We start from the raw sequence: 17083 nt of genomic DNA on the forward strand, positions 1-17083 counted from the left end.
ACATGGATGTTATTGTATCTCTGAAAAAAAATATGAAGATGTTTGTTTATCAAACAGGAATTGTGCTAAAGTGAGAAAAAATATAAATGTTAATGATAAATAACTTTTGAATTGGTATTATTTATATGAAACTTATCAGATTAATCAGTTATTGTCAAATAACTTAAATTGTGTTACATTTATATTAATACATCGTTTTTGAAATAACTATACCATTCACTTGTCTGTGAATCCGATTGATATAGTTATTTACGAAACGATGTACTAGTGGATAATACAGATATATGTATTGACCATGTAAATTGTACTTATGATGAGGTGACAATATGACACTGGACAAATTAAAGACTGGAGAGTGTGGCAGAATCATCAGTGTTCGTGGCGAGGGGGAGCTGAGACATCATCTTCTGGATATGGGGCTTACACCGGGGACAGAAGTGTCTCTTCGTAAAACAGCTCCTATGGGAGATCCGGTACAGCTTGTGCTGCGCGGATATGAGCTGACATTGCGGCTGGCGGAAGCTGCAAAGATTGAGATCGTATCGATCGAATCCATGACGGAAACGAAGAAAGAAAATGAACGGCATCAGCCGATTGCTCATCCTGGTGTGGGAGAACTTGGAAAGGCTCGAGATTATCGTAAGAACCGGATCGGTAATACGATTCCCAAAGGGGAACCGATCACGTTTGCACTGGCAGGTAATCAGAACTGTGGAAAGACAACTCTTTTTAATCAGTTGACAGGTTCCAATCAGCATGTTGGTAACTTTCCGGGTGTAACTGTTGACAAGAAAGAAGGAAGCATCCGGAGGCATCCGGAGGCAACGGTAACGGATCTTCCTGGAATCTATTCACTTTCCCCGTATTCCAGCGAGGAAATCGTAACAAGAGATTTTCTGCTGAATGAGAAGCCGACAGGAATCATTAATATTGTAGATGCTTCCAATATTGAGAGAAATCTTTATCTTACCATGCAGCTGATGGAGCTTGGAATCCCAATGGTGCTGGCCTTAAATATGATGGATGAGGTAAGGGCAAATGGAGGCTCTGTTCGGATCAATGAACTGGAGGAGATTTTAGGAATTCCGGTTGTACCTATTTCAGCAGCGAAGAATGAAGGAATTGATGAGCTGATCGATCATGCAGTCCATGTTGCAAGATACAGAGAAGCACCGGGAAGAATTGATTTCTGTACTGACAATCAGTCACCGAAGGATCCGGTAGGCGCACTTCACAGATGTATCCATGCAGCCGTTCATCTGATCGAACCCTATGCAAAAAAAACAGGACTTCCTGTACGTTTTGCAGCTACGAAGATCGTAGAGAAAGATTCTCTGATCGAAAAACGTCTGGATTTGCCTGAAGGTGAAAAAAAGGTTCTTGATGGGCTGGTACATGTTATGGAAAAGGATGGCGGTCTGGACCGTGAGGCAGCTCTTGCGAACATGCGCTTCAATTTTATTGAAAAGCTTTGTGAGAAAACTGTGGTAAAACCGGCAGAAAGCCGTGAGCATAAACGAAGTGTCGCCATAGATCGTATCCTTACCGGAAAATATACAGCAATTCCCTGTTTTGTGGGAATTATGGCAATTGTATTTGTGATGACGTTTAATTATCTGGGAGCCTGGCTTTCAGACGGAATGACTATGGTCGTGAACTGGGTAATTGCACTTATTGGCAGGGGACTGGAGGTGGCAGGTGTCAGCTCAGTACTGCGGTCACTGGTTGTGGATGGAATTTTAAGCGGTATCGGAAGCGTGATCGGATTTCTTCCTACGATCGTTACTTTGTTTTTCTTCCTGTCAATCCTGGAAGATACCGGATATATGGCTCGTGTAGCCTTTGTTATGGACAAGCTCCTTCGAAAGATCGGACTTTCCGGAAGAAGCTTTGTGCCGATGCTGATCGGATTCGGCTGTTCGGTGCCGGCCATTATGGCAACCAGAACATTATCCAGTGAACGTGACCGGAAAATGACGATCCTGATTACTCCGTTTATGAGCTGCAGTGCCAAGCTTCCAATCTACGGACTTCTCACCAGTGCATTTTTCCCGAAGCAGTGGAGAGGAGTTGTGATGATCAGCCTTTATTTTGCAGGAATTCTCTGCGGGATCCTGTATGCGCTGATCCTGAAAAAGACGAAATATAAGGGAGAGCCGGTTCCGTTTGTCATGGAGCTTCCCAATTACCGGCTTCCTTCTGCAAAAAGTGTAGGACAGCTGATCTGGGAAAAGGCGAAGGACTTTATCCAGAAAGCGTTTACAATTATTTTTGCGGCAACGCTGATCGTGTGGTTCCTGCAGAACTTTGATGCAGGTCTTAACCTTGTTACCAGCACAGATCAGAGCCTTCTGGCAAAGATCGGAAGCATCGTGGCACCACTTTTTGCTCCGCTGGGCTTTGGTGACTGGAGAGTATCCACCGCATTGATCACGGGCTTTATGGCAAAAGAGAGTGTTGTGTCTACGCTGACAGTCCTTCTGGGCGGAAATACGGCATTGCTTCAGACTTTATTTACACCGTTTACTGCTTACGTATTTTTGATCTTTACCTTGCTCTATACACCCTGTGTTGCAGCTATTGCAACTGTACGTCGGGAGATGGGAACTGTAAGAGCTGCTGCTGGTATTGTAGCAGTACAGTGTGCCACTGCATGGATCGTTGCGTTTGCGGTACATGGTGTGGGAATGATGCTTGGATTATAGAAAAAATACCTTACATATGGCTTTTCACAAACTGCAGAAAACATTCTACAGAGGTTGTGAGAGCCATATTTTTTTTATGGGCAATTCCAATAGATAGCTTTTCCAGTCCGTTAACCGGGACAGCAACAAGCGAAGGCTGACGAAAGAACTGAAAGCTGCTTTCTGTAAGAAGACTGATCCCTTCGCCAATTTCCACTGCGCTGACAATAGATTCTGCACGGGCAGTACGCAGAAGCTGAGGGTGGATCCCTGCATTATGAAAACTTTGCATACAGAAACGGTAAATGGAAGTGTGCGGAGGCATCAGGATAAAAGATTCTTTTTTCAGTTCGGAAAGAGAGACCGATTTTTTGGACGCAGAGGGATGAGCTTCAGGAAAAACAGCAACCAGACGGTCTGCTGTGAGAGCATGAAAAGTATAGAGCTCCGGGTCTATCATGTGTTTTCGTACAAAGATCAGATTAAAAAAGTCTTTTTCAAGACCGGAAAGAAGTTCTTCGTCTTCTACCTCCTTCAGAGAAAAAGAAAGCTCCGGGTGTGTATCACAAAAACTGTGTATCACAGAAGTAAGATGGTACTGAGAAAGAAAAGGAAGTGTTCCAATATGAAGTGCCTGGAGCTTACTGTCCTTAAAATAGTACACCGCTTCCAGAGAACGATGATACTGTCTGGAAATCTTAAGTGCTTCTTTGTAAAAAAACTCTCCTTCAGGAGTAAGCACAGCAGTACGCTTGCTGCGGTCCCATAAGGTAAGCTCCAGTTCTTTTTCCAGTTTCATGATCTGCTTGGAAAGGGAGGACTGGGAGATATGCATAGCTTCTGCAGCATCAAAAAAAGTCCGGGATTGAGCTGCACAGATAAAATAGTCGATCTGTTCAAGGGTCATGGTAACACCTGCCTTTTAGAAAATAGTGACGAATCATTCCATATTGGAAACAATTATATCATAGAAAGAATTGATTCACCATGTAAAAAAGAGATAAAATAACATAAGAAAATAAAGATGTTACTGAGAACGGAGTGAACAGTAATATAAAGATAACGCAGGAGGTTTTTTATGGCAGAAAAAGTAAGAGATCTGAGAAGTGCTCTGGCACTTCTGGAGCAGATGCCAGATCAGCTGATCGAAACAGAGGTGGAAGTTGATCCGATGGCAGAGCTTGCAGGGGTATATCGTTATGTAGGAGCCGGTGGAACGGTGAAGCGTCCCACAAAGGAAGGACCTGCCATGATCTTTAGTCGTATAAAAGGACACCCGGATGCAAGGGTAGCTATCGGTCTTCTGGCAAGCAGAAAAAGAGTTGCTGCTTTACTTGACACTCAGCCGGAAAATCTTGGAAAGATGCTCTGCAAAAGCGTGGAGAATCCAATTCCACCGGTCGATCTTGAAGGCGATGCACCGTGTCAGCAGGTGGTGCATAAGGCAGCAGATCCGGATTTTGACCTCTATAAGCTGGTTCCTGCGCCAACGAACACACCGGATGATGCGGGCCCGTATATCACACTTGGCATGTGCTACGCCACACACCCGGATACTGGAGTTCACGATGTGACCATTCACCGTCTCTGCATTCAGGGAAAAGATGAGCTTTCCATTTTCTTTACACCTGGTGCCAGACATATCGGAGCAATGGCAGAGCGTGCTGAGGAGCTGGGACAAAGGCTGCCGATTTCTATCAGTATCGGAGTTGATCCTGCTATTGAGATCGGTTCCTGTTTTGAGCCGCCTACAACACCACTGGGGTATGATGAGCTGTCTGTAGCCGGTGCACTGCGCAAAGAGCCGGTGGAACTCTGTAAATGTTTAACCGTTAACGAGCGTGCCATCGCCAATGCGGAATACGTGATCGAGGGAGAAGTGATCCCGGGTGTGCGTGTAAAGGAAGATCAGAACAGCAATACCGGATACGCCATGCCGGAGTTTCCGGGATATACAGGGCCTGCAAGTGATCAGTGCTGGCTGATCAAGGTTACAGCAGTGACACATCGTGAAAATCCGATCATGCAGACCTGTATCGGGCCAAGTGAGGAGCACGTATCCATGGCGGGAATCCCTACAGAGGCCAGCATCTATGGCATGGTGGAAAAAGCAATGCCTGGAAGGCTTCAGAACGTATACTGCAGCAGTGCCGGAGGTGGAAAGTATATGGCTGTCCTTCAGTTTAAAAAGCTTTCTCAAAGTGATGAGGGAAGACAGCGTCAGGCTGCACTTCTTGCATTTTCCGCCTTTAGTGAGCTGAAAAATGTATTTCTGGTAGATGAAGATGTGGACTGCTTTGATATGAATGATGTACTTTGGGCGATGAATACGAGATTCCAGGGGGATGTGGATGTGATCACCATTCCGGGTGTCCGTTGTCATCCTCTTGATCCGTCCAATGATCCTGCATTTTCTCCAAGTATCCGTGATCATGGAATTGCATGCAAGACTATTTTTGACTGTACGGTGTCTTATGATCTGAAGGAAGATTTTCACAGAGCCCGTTTTATGGAACTGGATCCGGAGAAATGGCTGAAAAAATGAAAAAGAGAATTATAGTTGGTGCGACAGGTGCAAGCGGCCTGCCGCTCCTTGTAAAATGTCTGGAGATCATCCGGGAGAATCCGGATTTTGAGTCTTATCTGATCATGAGTTCCAGTGCAGAGATGACTCTTCGCCAGGAGACGGAGCTGGAACCGGAGGATGTGAAACGATTGGCAGATCATGTATGTGCACCGGGAGAAATTGGGGCAAAACCGGCCAGTGGTTCTTTCAAAACAGAGGGGATGCTGATCGTGCCCTGCAGCATGAAGACGATCGCGGGGATCCACAGTGGCTATGCAGATAATCTTATTCTGCGTGCGGCAGATGTGACGGTCAAGGAACAGAGAATACTGGTGCTGGCAGCCAGAGAAACACCGTTAAGCGGGATTCATCTCCGAAATCTTTATGAGCTTTCCATGCTTCCGGGAGTGCGGATCATTCCGCCGATGCTGACGTTTTATCATAAACCGGAAAGCATTGATGATATGGTGTATCATATTGCGGCAAAGCTTTTGGAACCGTTTGGGATCGAAGCAAAGGAGTATCGCAGATGGAATGGATTATAAAAGAGTGTGTGGAGACTGCAGGCTGTGAGCTGGAGGTCAGTGCTGCATTTATCGGAGAGGATGTGCTTATCTGTCTGAAAGGCGGAGAGAGACCTCATCTGGGATGTGTGGTGCAGACGGAACCGAGAGTGTCTCTGACAGGGGATGGTTCTGTGAGTGCGACTTCTTCAGTTTTGAATTTTCCGGGACATAAGGACGAGGTGATCTGCCGGTGGATGGCGGAGAAGGTTTCGAAAGAGCTGGGAAAGAGAGTGGTTTGCACCGGGGGATTTCATAAGGATGGTATTTCGGAGAAAGAGATCCGGGAGGTGCAGGGAAGTGTTGTGCGTCTGACAGAGATGGTGATAGAAGGACTGCAGCGGTAGTTGAGTAACGAACGGCTGGAACCTGCTAAAGTTATTTTCCAAAAGTCCAAAACTTTCTTCGCTCAAACAGCGAATTTTTGAAAAATAACGCAGATTCCAGCCGTCTAAAATGTTTCTGTATTCTATTTATTTTCAAATATATTCTCACGGGTAATATTCTTAGCCCACTTCCCACTGAGATACCTTTTGATCACCCATGGCCACTTCACAAATTCATCCGTACAGAGCAGAAAATACACCCACATAACCGGCAGCTTCAGTACAAAAGCAGCGAAGAATCCAAGGGGTACTGCATATACCCACATATCAATGGTATCACAGATCAGACCAAACTTTGTATCACCACCTGCCCGGAACACACCGGCGATCAGGGTTGTATTTACGGCAGACCCCATAATATAGTAGCTGTTGATCAGAAGCATATATTTCAGATAATGCATGGCAGTGGGTGTCAGGGACGCAAATCTCATTACGAACGGTGTGATGGCAAGAACGATAAGTCCGCCCAAAAAACCTGCAATAACAGTAAGCTTCAGTGTTTTGGAAGCATAACGCCTGGAACGTTCCAGATCGCCCTGCCCCATAACATTGCCTAGAAGGATACCTCCTGCACTGGCAATACCGAAACAGAAAACAGAGCCGATATTACGGACTACTACAACCAGAGAATTGGCAGCAACCGCATCCGTACCAAGATGCCCCAGGATCACAGAGTACATGGAAAAACCAATACTCCAGGAAATATCATTGCCAAGAGCCGGCAGGGAAAGCCGCACGAAATCACTGAACAGCAGTTTGTTTTTTGTGAACATACATCGGAGATCCAGTCGGACATTTTTGCTGAAAGCAGAAACAATAAAACAGGCGATCAGCTCGATCATTCTGGAAAGTGCAGTAGCAATAGCCACACCGGTAGCACCAAGCTTGGGTGCTCCGAACAATCCGAAGATAAAAGTCGCATTCAAAAGAATATTTAGTCCAAAGGCCAGCATATTCATCGCCATGCTGGTAGTCACCCGTCCAATGCTTCGAAGAACAGCCAGATAAACCTCCGTCATACCCCAGCAGATATAGGTGATACCCATAATGCGGATATAGGAAGAACCAATGGCCAGAAGCTCCGGATCGTTGGTGAACAGTTTCATCATCATCTGTGGCATGGTAAATGCAACGAGTGCCACGAGAACAGAGATGATCATGGAAAAACGAAGAGCGATTCCCTCGATGATCTGAATGGCTTTGTAATCTCCCTTTCCATAATACTGGGCACAAAGCAGGGTGGCTCCCGTACCAAGACCGTAATAAACCATAAACAGGACATTGGAATAATTCGCTGCCAGGGATACTGCGGAGATGGATGACTGACCTACAAAGTTCAGCATGATAACATCGGCGGAATTGACCGCTGCACTTAGCAGATTTTGAATGATGATGGGGATGACAAGCTTAACGATCTGTGGATAAAAATCATCCCGCTGTGAAAGTTGATTTCTCATTTCCTCCTCCAAAAAAATACAATTACAATGACGTGAAAAACAGTAGATCACATACATGGTAACTGTGTCAGCTTTTGTAAAAAATGAAAGCAGACATGATTGCACGATAACATAGTTTACAGGCAGTGTCAATCAGCAAACTGTGGAACTGTTTAAACAACTTACGGGAAAATGACGAATACAAAAAATGAATAAAAAATGCATAAAAAACCATATCAGCAGTTGTTGAGATTTCCAATCCATGATAAACTGAATGAAGATATTTTTCAGAGAAAGAGGAGTAAAAAATATGCCAGTTTTTGATTTCAGCGCAGCACCGGCAGATAAAAAAGAGACAAAAAGCCAGTGCACATATACAACGTTTCGTTCCAATGAAACAAAAGCCACACCGGAGAAACCGGTGCTGATTCTGGATAACAGCAAAAGAGAGTGGAAACATCATTCTTGCGGATATTTTTCCAATCCTGCGAAGCAGACTGCATTTGAGTTTAAGGAAGAGGACGGTGTTTTTCCGGCAGACATCCTGAAGATCGATTCCCGTTTTACAAGCCTGATCAAATGGCTCGGAGAAAATCATATCAACATCCGTCTTTCAGGACAGAATACAGAAGAAGGATATGCTGTTTACAAAATCCGCGAGATCGCTTTTGGCGGAGGCACCAAGCTTTCTGCTGAGGACGGATTTCTTCAGTTTATGATCGAGCGTCTGTTTGCAAGCAGTGCGCCGGCAGAAGAAAATGAGAACGATGAGGAGGAAGAAGACGGTGACGATATGAAGCTTACCAGTATTCAGAGTATCACCGACTTTATGAACTGTGCCGGAAAGACTATGCCGGATAATATCCGTCTCTGGGCAAGAAGAAATCTGGCAGTTGCCCGTTCTCATGAGGTTTCTCAGGAGGAAAGACGCCATGCCCAGAGAGCACTTTCCATCATGATGAATATTCAGTGGAAGCATAATTATTTTGAGTCTATTGATCCGAAGGAAGCACGTCGTATCCTGGATGAGGAGCTTTATGGAATGGAGCGTGTAAAACAGAGGATCATTGAGACGATCATTCAGATCAACCGTACTCATACACTTCCTGCTTACGGACTGCTTCTTGTAGGACCGGCAGGTACCGGTAAATCTCAGATCGCTTATGCAGTTGCAAGAATCCTGAAAATGCCGTGGACAACCCTGGATATGAGTTCGATCAATGATCCGGAACAGCTTACAGGAAGCTCTCGTGTTTATGCAAATGCCAAGCCTGGAATCATCATGGAGGCTTTTTCCATGGCAGGAGAATCCAATCTGGTATTTATCATCAATGAGCTTGACAAGGCTGCATCAGGTAAAGGAAACGGAAATCCGGCAGACGTGCTTTTGACACTGCTGGATAACCTTGGTTTTACAGATAACTATATGGAATGTATGGTTCCGACAGTTGGTGTCTATCCTATTGCCACAGCCAATGATAAGGCACAGATCAGCGCACCTTTGATGTCACGTTTTGCAGTGATCGATATTCCGGATTACACACCGGAGGAAAAGAAGATCATCTTTTCCCGATTTGCGCTTCCCAAGGTTCTGAAACGCATGAGCCTGAAACAGGAAGAATGTATCGTAACGGATGAGGCGCTGGACGCAGTAATTAAGAAATTTGAAGATACCACAGGAATCCGTGATCTGGAGCAGGCTGCGGAGCATATTGCGGCCAATGCCCTGTATCAGATCGAGGTAGATCATGTGAAGGCTGTAACCTTTACCCCCGAGATGGTACAGGAGCTTCTGGACTGACAAAGGGATCTGTTTTGCAATGATAAAAATGCTTCCGGAGATTTTTTTCGGAAGCATTTTTGGCTGAGGGAATGCACCTGTTTATGCCGGGCCTGTCTGATCGTAAAGGAAAATTATAAAAATAATGAAATCAGGGATTGCCTGAGAAAGTGTAAATGTGTATAATGAGATAAAAGAGCGTGCGCGTGAACACAAAGCACACAGGAGAGGTTTTGGAGGGTAAAATATGGCAGTAACATTACAACAGATTGCGGAAGCAGCAGGAGTTTCAAGAGGCACTGTGGACAGGGCACTGAACAACAGAGGCCGTATCCGCCCGGAAGTAGAAGAAAGGATCAAAAGGATCGCCCGGGAGATGGGATATCAGCCCAGCCGTGCCGGTCGTGCCCTTGCCATGGCAAAGAGGAAAATCCGTATCGGTGTGATCCTTCAGTATATGGAGACTCCTTTTATGCAGCAGGTTTTAAAGGGAGTCCTGGAAGCAAAAGAAGAAGTGGAGAGCTTTGGCGGAACAGTAAAGATCTATGAGATTGAAGGCGTGGAACCGGAAAAAGTAATGGCTGCAATGGAAGAACTCCGGGAAAAGGGGTTTAATGGAATCGCGCTGACTCCATCAGAGGATCAGCTTTTGAGAGCGAGGATCGATCAGTATCAGGAAGAGTATGGAATTCCGATAGTTACCTTTAATGCAGATCTGGAAGATACAAAAAGGTTATGCTTTGTGGGACAGGATACCTTTCAGGCCGGTCGTACGGCAGCAGGCCTGATGTGGGAGATGACAGGCGGAAACGGGCAGGTTGCCATAATTTCCGGACAGGTTGCCAATCCTGGTCTGATCAGCAGGCAGAAAGGATTCACGACAGAGATTAAAGAAAGCTTTCCGGGAATCGAGATCGTGGATATAAGGTATTCTTATGATGACGAATGGGTGGCATCCAAGATCGTGGAAGAACTTCTGGAGCTTTATCCGGAGCTGACCGGGATCTATATTACGGGTCATGGTGTAAAGGGTGTCTGCCAGACCTTGCAGAAGCTTGGAAAGGATAAAACCATGCATGTGATCGCCAATGATTTCCTGGAAGAAAATCTGAAATGGCTGAAAGAGGGGACGATCAATTTCCTTATCGGTCAGGATGCGGCTGTACAGGGACATTCTCCGGTGATTATTTTGTTCCAGCTTCTCTTTGACAGCAAGGCACCGGAAAAGGAATACCAGTATACAGATATTGTGATCCGGACGAAATATAATATGGGTTAAAAAGTCAGTATAATCATTAAAATTGCTGTTGTGCACGGAGTCTATAGTCAGATTATATACCAGGGTTCTGTACAGAAAAAAGCAGATTCAGGAGGAAAAATGAATTATAAAAATGTAAAGATCGCAGAAGGTGCCAGGATTGCAAAGCAGTCTGTGATCCTGGGAAATGTAACGATCGGCCGTGACAGCTGTGTATTATATTATGCGGTGATCCGCGGAGATGATGCGCCGGTAGTGATCGGAGAAGAAACAAATATCCAGGAAAACTGTACCATTCATGTGAGCCACAACATGCCGGTCCATATCGGAAACAACGTTACTGTGGGACATAATGCGGTGATCCATGGATGTACCATCGGAGACCGGACACTGATCGGAATGGGAGCCGTGATCCTGGATGGTGCAAAGATCGGAAACGAATGTATCATAGGAGCCGGAAGCCTTGTGACTAAAAATACGGTGATCCCGGATGGCTCCCTGGTAATGGGAAGTCCGGCTAGGATCAAACGAAACCTTACTTGGGAAGAGAAGCTTGGTATCGTGGAAAACAGCAAAGAATATCTTACTGTGTCCGAAGAGATGAAAGCGCAGGATGTATTATAAAAAAGTGAAGAAGACATTTGTAAACGGACAGCTCCGACTGCTTTGTAATATGAGAAGCAGTCGGAGCTGTAACTTTGTTATATAAAATGCTTATATTTATCGCTTTTTTATTTATCGATCACTTCCACCGGTGTGTCATCCCGTGCATCCAGATCGTTGATATATTTTTTGGTCTCTTTTACGATCACATTGGAAAGCAGTAATACTGCGATCAGGTTTGGAATAGCCATCAGTGCATTCAGGATATCCGCTACGGTCCATACCAGGTTCAGAGAAATAACAGGGGAGATGGCAGCTACCGCAATGTACAGCACACGATAGGGGATGAGTCCCTTTTTGCCGGAGAAATACTCCACGCACCGCTCGCCATAATATGCCCATCCAAGGACTGTAGAATATGCGAAGGAAATGATACCCACTACAAGGATCACAGGACCAAGAACCGGGATCTGCTGAAAAGCCAGTGTAGTAAGAACACCGCCATCAGTGATATTTCCCATGTCGATCGAAGGATTTTTCATAATACTGGTTACCAGAACAAGACCGGTCATCAGACATACCACAACGGTATCCCAGAATGTACCGGTGCTGGAAACGAGAGCCTGACGAACCGGATTTCTTGTCTGTGCGGCAGCAGCAGCGATGGGGGCAGAACCCATACCGGATTCATTGGAAAAAAGTCCTCTTGCGATTCCATACTGCATGGCCATCATGATACCACGTCCTACAAGACCTCCTGCAGCAGCACCAGGGGTAAAAGCAAATTTGCAGATGGTTTTTACTGCGGGAATGATAAAATCGAAATTGATCCCCAGGATGATGATACATCCGATCACATAGAAAAATGCCATAAACGGAACAAGACGTTCACATACATTGGCGATGGATTTGATCCCGCCGAAAATAACAAGAGCAGTAAGAACTGCCACAGCAATGCCGATCGCTGCCGGAGAAATATGAAGGTTCTCATTACATACCGTTGCAATGGCATTGACCTGGGTAGCACATCCGATTCCAAAGGAAGCAAAGCCACCGAAAAAGGCAAAGATCAGACCAAGCCAGCGCATATTTAATCCGCGCTCCAGGGCATACATAGCACCACCCTGCATACGGCCGTCTTTGGTTTTGACGCGGTATTTTACAGCGATAAGAGACTCACTGTATTTGGTGGCGATTCCGAAGACACCGGTAAGCCAGCACCAGAGGACTGCACCGGGACCACCAAGAGCAATGGCAGTACCGACACCGATGATATTTCCGGTTCCAATAGTGGAAGCAAGGGCTGTTGTCAGGGCGCCAAACTGGCTGACTTCACCTTCCGCATTGGTATCTTTGGTGACAGACAGGCGAATGGCGGTACCAATCTTACGCTGGATCACACCGGTACGGATGGTCATGAAAATATGGGTGCCCAGAAGTAAAATGATCATCCACCAGCCCCACACCAGACTGTCGATCTGGTTTATCACACTTCCGATTGCATTCATCATAGAAATCTCCTCCCTTTCTCAAAGCGAAATATCGCAGGACTGCAGAAATAGCACAAGGGCGTACAGACACAGGAAATATGTGCTGTACGCCCTTGTACGTTACGCTCTTAAGTTTTGATTATTGTGTTAATTATACAGGAATATTCAGAATAATGCAACAAAAAGATTCCCTCTGAACAGAAGATTTTTTGCTTCAATATATGTTGATCAAAACACTACAGGACCTTCCTTGCAGTACATATAAAATCCCGGGCGTACTGTGGGAGATAGGTACCTCTTCGGTATGCAATTGTCAGTGTGCTGAAAACGCCATCTTCACCAATGGAAAAACAGGCTGGTTTTACAGGGAGGTCCATATTTTGAACATAGGTTTCCGGGGTGAAACACATACCAAGTCCTTGCATGCAGAGTTTGACACAGGTTTCTGTGTTGCGGCTCTGTATTGGCACATAAGGCTTGATATGGGCAGCTTTCAATGCTTCCAGCGAAAGCTGTCCGGTAGTCTGTTCCGGAAAATGCAGGATAAAAGGCTCTTCTGCCAGAAGTGAGAGATCAAGCTTCGGGTATATGCCGTGAGTGGATACACTGCCGGCAGCAGCCAATGGGTGCTCCGGAGGCATGATCAGAAGGATTTCTTCTTTTTTCAGCAGTTCGTATTCCAGCTTGGGGTGTTTATGTACTTCATTGAAAATGCCAAAATCAAGCTGATCATTGAGCAGAAGTTTTTCCTGGATAGAATATGCCTCTTCCAGGATATTGACCTTTACTTTAGGATATTTTTGAAAAAAAGAGGTCATGATCTGAGGAACCATACAGGTACTCCTCATCAGTGGGAAAGCAACGTTCAGTTCTCCTTCATTATTTTCTGTAAGATCTTTCAGCTCTTTTTCCCAGTCCTGTTGTATCTGCAGGATCTTTCGGGTATACTCCATATATTTGCGGCCCGCAAAGGTAGGTGTATAGCTGTTTCCGCTGCGGCTGAACAGCTTGGTCCCCATTTCTCGTTCCAGTTTCTGGAGATGCTTGGTCAGGGTTGGCTGGGAAATATAAAGCTCCTGTGCGGCTTTTGTAAGATTCTGATATTTGGCAATGCAGAGAATGTACTTCAGTTCATGATAGTTCATGTTTTCCTCCAATTATTCCATTTTGGCATAATTTTTATGTATAATATGAATTTGACTTCCTGATATGCATATTTTACAATACATCCTATCATCATATCAAGGGGGGAAAAAATAAATGAAAAACTGGCTGGAAAAACAGTTCAGACTGTCTGAGTTCAATACAAATATAAAAACAGAACTTCTGGCAGGACTGACAACTTTTGTAACTATGGCATATGTGCTTGCCACGATCCCAAATATTCTGGCAGGCGCCGGTTATGATAAACACACGACTCTGACAGCTATGATCATTCTGATCATTGTGACCAGCTGTGCAATGGCATTGGTTACCAATCGACCGTTTGCTCTGGCTCCGGGACTTGGAAGCGTTGGAATTATTGCGTCTATGATTACCAATGAAGGCGTAAGTATGCCGATCGCAGCAGGTGTGATATTCTGGAGTGGTGTTCTTTTTATCATAATTTCATTCTTTGGTCTGAGAGAAGCCGTGGTACGTGTGATCCCGGTAAGCCTGAAACAAGCGGTTAGTGCCGGTATTGGTCTGTTTATCGCACTTCTTGGTGCAAAAAACTGTGGACTGATCGTGGCAAATGATGCAAAAAACTGTCTTTCCTTTGGAGATCTTGCATCTCCATCTGTGATCGTAGCAGTGATCGGATTTCTGATCCTTCTGGTGATCAAGGTACGAAATATACCGGGTGGTATGATTCTTGCGATCTTGCTGACCACTCTGGCAGGAATTCCTTTCGGTGTTACACATGCTCCGGAATCCATTTTTGCATTTCCGGCAGGTATCGGCCATCAGTTCCTGAAAGTTGATTTTATGGGAGCGCTGAATTTTGCTTATATTCCATTTCTGATCGCTCTGTTTGTACCGGATTTCTTTTCTACATTCGGAACAGTTCTGGGAGTAGGAGCAAAGGCAGGCTATCTGGATAAGGATGGAAATCTTCCGGGTATTGATAAATGCTTTAAGGTAGATGCGATTGCAACAAGCTTTGGAGCATTGTTTGGAATGCCGAGTCTTACTACTTATCTGGAGTCATCTGCAGGCGTAGAAGCAGGAGGAAAAACGGGACTTACGGTTATTTTTACAAGCATTTTCTTCGGACTTTCGCTGTTTCTGGCACCACTGGCTCTTGTGATCCCATCTGCGGCAACCGGTCCGGTGCTGATCTATATCGGCATCAATATGCTTGGGGCTATGAGAAATATTGATTATTCGGATATTACAGAGTATATTCCGGCATTTTTATGTGTAACCTTTACGATTTTTGCAAATAATATCGCAAATGGTATCTGCGTGGCGCTTCCGGCTTATCTCGTTATGAAGATCGCAGCAGGAAAGATCAAAAAGGTTGAACCGGTCATGTATGTACTGGTAGCAGTCTGTCTGTTGTATTTTTATTCAATTATCTAAGGATGGTGAAATGGTATGGAGCAGGTTCATCTGCTGATCAAAAACGCAAAGGTATTTAATTCCTATCTTAAGAAATTCATATCTGCCAATGTTGCGGTGAAAGATGGAAAATTTTATTACATAGACAGAAAACAGGATACGGATCTTCAGACTGACAATGTGATCGATGCAAAGGGATCATACATGATTCCAGGACTGACAGATATTCACATGCATATTGAGAGTTCTATGGCCACACCGGCTTTTTTTGGAAAATGTGCAGGAGAAAATGGTGTGACGACGGTGGTTTCAGAGCCTCACGAAATGGCCAATGTCAAAGGGATCCGAGGGATTCTGGAAATGATTTCGGCGGCAAAGAATGCACCTATTGATATTTTTTACGGGATTCCAAGCAGCGTTCCGTCAACCAGTGAAAAGCTGGAAACAACAGGCGGGATCATTGACTGCAGTGCAATGAAGCATCTGCTGGAAGAAAAAGATGTGGTATGTGTAGGCGAAATCATGAATTACCGGCAGATCATCCGGGAAAATGATCTGGAGATCAGCCGGTTTCTGGAATATCTGAAAAAAGACCATCCGGGATATGTGATCGAGGGACACTGTCCGTCATTACTGGATCTGGATCTTGCAAAGTTTCTTTATCTGGGTATTAATGGTGATCATACAGAACATACTCTTGAGGAAGTAAAGCAGCGGATCGAAAACGGAATGTTTTTTGAGATCCAGGATAAAATGCTGAAACCGGAAATCCTGGAATATATCTGCCAGAACCAGCTCTACGAGTATTGTTCCTTTGTAACAGATGATACTATGGCAGATGTTTTGTATGAGCAGGGACCGCTGAATGCAGTGGTACAGAAAGCGATCGATATGGGATTTCCGATGGAACAGGCAATCTACTGTGCCACATATACACCGTGTCAGCGGATGCATTTTTATGACAGAGGAGCTATCGCACCGGGAAAACTTGCGGACTTTATGCTGCTTAAAGATCCGTCCGTTCTTAAACCGGAAGCTGTATTCAAAAATGGTGTTCCGATTTATGCAAAGGATGAACCGCAGTTGCCGCTGTCTGCTTCCACATATGAATTTCCGGCAGATTTTTACCGGAGTGTACAGCTTCCGGATATTTTTCTGAAGGATTTTCAGGTGAATGCTCCTTTTCAGGAAGGATATGCAACGGTTCGTGTGATAGAGATCAATCCGGATCGTACCCATACTACTGAAAAACTGGTGGAAATGCCGGTGAAAGCCGGAAAGATCTGCTGGGAAAACAGCGGATGTCTTCTGGCTATGGTGGTGGAACGTCATGGGAAGAACGGAAATATCGGCTATGGATTTCTTACAGGCTCCTGCTTGAAAAAGGGAACTGTGGCAACAACATATTTTCATGATCATCATAATCTCTTTGTGGCAGGAAGCTCTCCGGATGATATGTTATTTGCTGTAAACAGGATCCGGGAACTGCAGGGGGGATTTCTGACAGTAAAAGATGGAAGGATCCTTTCTGAACTTGCACTTCCGGTATGTGGGCTTTTATCCGAAGAATCAATCAGGGAGAATGGCCTTGCATTGAAGGCGGTAAGAAAAAGCCTTACAGATCTGGGATATGTGCATAATAATCCGATCATGTCAGTGGCAACACTTGGATTACCGGTAAGCCCGGCACTGAAGCTGACTGATAAGGGACTGGTGGATGTAAAAAAAGGAGAAATTGTTCCGCTGATAGTAAACACAAAGAAAAATAAATAA

13 protein-coding genes are annotated in these 17083 nt (G+C 45.0%); 9 read left to right on the forward strand and 4 right to left on the reverse strand.

The features are described from left to right. The first annotated feature begins 326 nt into the window (after positions 1 to 326). A complete protein-coding gene (feoB, locus tag EAI83_RS00390) occupies positions 327 to 2705 on the forward strand; it encodes a ferrous iron transport protein B (protein WP_129974438.1) in 2379 nt (792 codons plus the stop codon). A gap of 10 nt (positions 2706 to 2715) precedes the next feature. On the opposite strand, the gene EAI83_RS00395 is transcribed toward feoB, so the two are convergent. Then, positions 2716 to 3591 carry a LysR family transcriptional regulator gene (locus EAI83_RS00395; protein ID WP_129974439.1) on the reverse strand — a complete coding sequence of 292 codons (876 nt, stop codon included), beginning with the start codon at positions 3589 to 3591 and terminating at the stop codon, positions 2716 to 2718. 171 nt (positions 3592 to 3762) lie between these two features. Here EAI83_RS00395 and EAI83_RS00400 point away from each other — a divergent pair, with 171 nt between their 5' ends. From EAI83_RS00400 to EAI83_RS00410, 3 genes are read left to right on the forward strand one after another with little or no spacing between them, the layout of a single operon-like run. Then, the gene (locus EAI83_RS00400) at positions 3763 to 5229 is read left to right on the forward strand and encodes a UbiD family decarboxylase (RefSeq protein WP_022426359.1); all 1467 of its coding nucleotides are present in this window, start codon (positions 3763 to 3765) and stop codon (positions 5227 to 5229) included. Beyond that, on the forward strand, positions 5226 to 5795 hold the full coding sequence (locus EAI83_RS00405; RefSeq protein ID WP_192926453.1) for a UbiX family flavin prenyltransferase: 570 nt from the start codon (positions 5226 to 5228) through the stop codon (positions 5793 to 5795). The genes EAI83_RS00400 and EAI83_RS00405 overlap by 4 nt, the downstream gene beginning before the upstream one ends. Next, positions 5780 to 6160: a prenylated flavin chaperone LpdD gene (locus tag EAI83_RS00410; RefSeq protein ID WP_015524472.1), complete on the forward strand. Its 381-nt coding sequence runs from the start codon at positions 5780 to 5782 to the stop codon at positions 6158 to 6160. The genes EAI83_RS00405 and EAI83_RS00410 overlap by 16 nt, the downstream gene beginning before the upstream one ends. A 122-nt stretch (positions 6161 to 6282) precedes the next feature. On the opposite strand, the gene EAI83_RS00415 is transcribed toward EAI83_RS00410, so the two are convergent. Further along, positions 6283 to 7656 carry an MATE family efflux transporter gene (locus tag EAI83_RS00415; RefSeq protein WP_022426357.1) on the reverse strand — a complete coding sequence of 458 codons (1374 nt, stop codon included), beginning with the start codon at positions 7654 to 7656 and terminating at the stop codon, positions 6283 to 6285. Between the two features lie 289 nt (positions 7657 to 7945). Here EAI83_RS00415 and EAI83_RS00420 point away from each other — a divergent pair, with 289 nt between their 5' ends. From EAI83_RS00420 to EAI83_RS00430, 3 genes are all read left to right on the forward strand, one after another. Next, a complete protein-coding gene (locus EAI83_RS00420) occupies positions 7946 to 9436 on the forward strand; it encodes an AAA family ATPase (RefSeq protein ID WP_015524474.1) in 1491 nt (496 codons plus the stop codon). Between the two features lie 226 nt (positions 9437 to 9662). Continuing rightward, positions 9663 to 10694: a LacI family DNA-binding transcriptional regulator gene (locus EAI83_RS00425; protein WP_022426356.1), complete on the forward strand. Its 1032-nt coding sequence runs from the start codon at positions 9663 to 9665 to the stop codon at positions 10692 to 10694. Between the two features lie 99 nt (positions 10695 to 10793). Further along, complete coding sequence (locus EAI83_RS00430; protein WP_022426355.1) at positions 10794 to 11297, forward strand: gamma carbonic anhydrase family protein; 504 nt, start codon at positions 10794 to 10796, stop codon at positions 11295 to 11297. Between the two features lie 107 nt (positions 11298 to 11404). Here EAI83_RS00430 and EAI83_RS00435 read toward each other — a convergent pair whose 3' ends face one another. Both EAI83_RS00435 and EAI83_RS00440 read right to left on the reverse strand, forming a co-directional pair. Then, on the reverse strand, positions 11405 to 12787 hold the full coding sequence (locus tag EAI83_RS00435) for an alanine/glycine:cation symporter family protein (protein WP_021650672.1): 1383 nt from the start codon (positions 12785 to 12787) through the stop codon (positions 11405 to 11407). 215 nt (positions 12788 to 13002) lie between these two features. Continuing rightward, on the reverse strand, positions 13003 to 13911 hold the full coding sequence (locus EAI83_RS00440) for a LysR family transcriptional regulator (RefSeq protein ID WP_022426354.1): 909 nt from the start codon (positions 13909 to 13911) through the stop codon (positions 13003 to 13005). Between the two features lie 115 nt (positions 13912 to 14026). On the opposite strand from EAI83_RS00440, the gene EAI83_RS00445 reads away from it, so the two are divergent. Both EAI83_RS00445 and EAI83_RS00450 read left to right on the forward strand, forming a co-directional pair. Then, positions 14027 to 15331, forward strand: coding sequence for an NCS2 family permease (locus tag EAI83_RS00445; RefSeq protein ID WP_021650670.1), 1305 nt, complete (start codon positions 14027 to 14029; stop codon positions 15329 to 15331). A 15-nt stretch (positions 15332 to 15346) separates the two neighbouring features. Continuing rightward, complete coding sequence (locus EAI83_RS00450; protein WP_021650669.1) at positions 15347 to 17083, forward strand: adenine deaminase C-terminal domain-containing protein; 1737 nt, start codon at positions 15347 to 15349, stop codon at positions 17081 to 17083.

The sequence above is a fragment of the Blautia sp. aa_0143 genome (genome assembly GCF_004167315.1).
Lineage (GTDB): Bacteria > Bacillota > Clostridia > Lachnospirales > Lachnospiraceae > Blautia_A > Blautia_A fusiformis.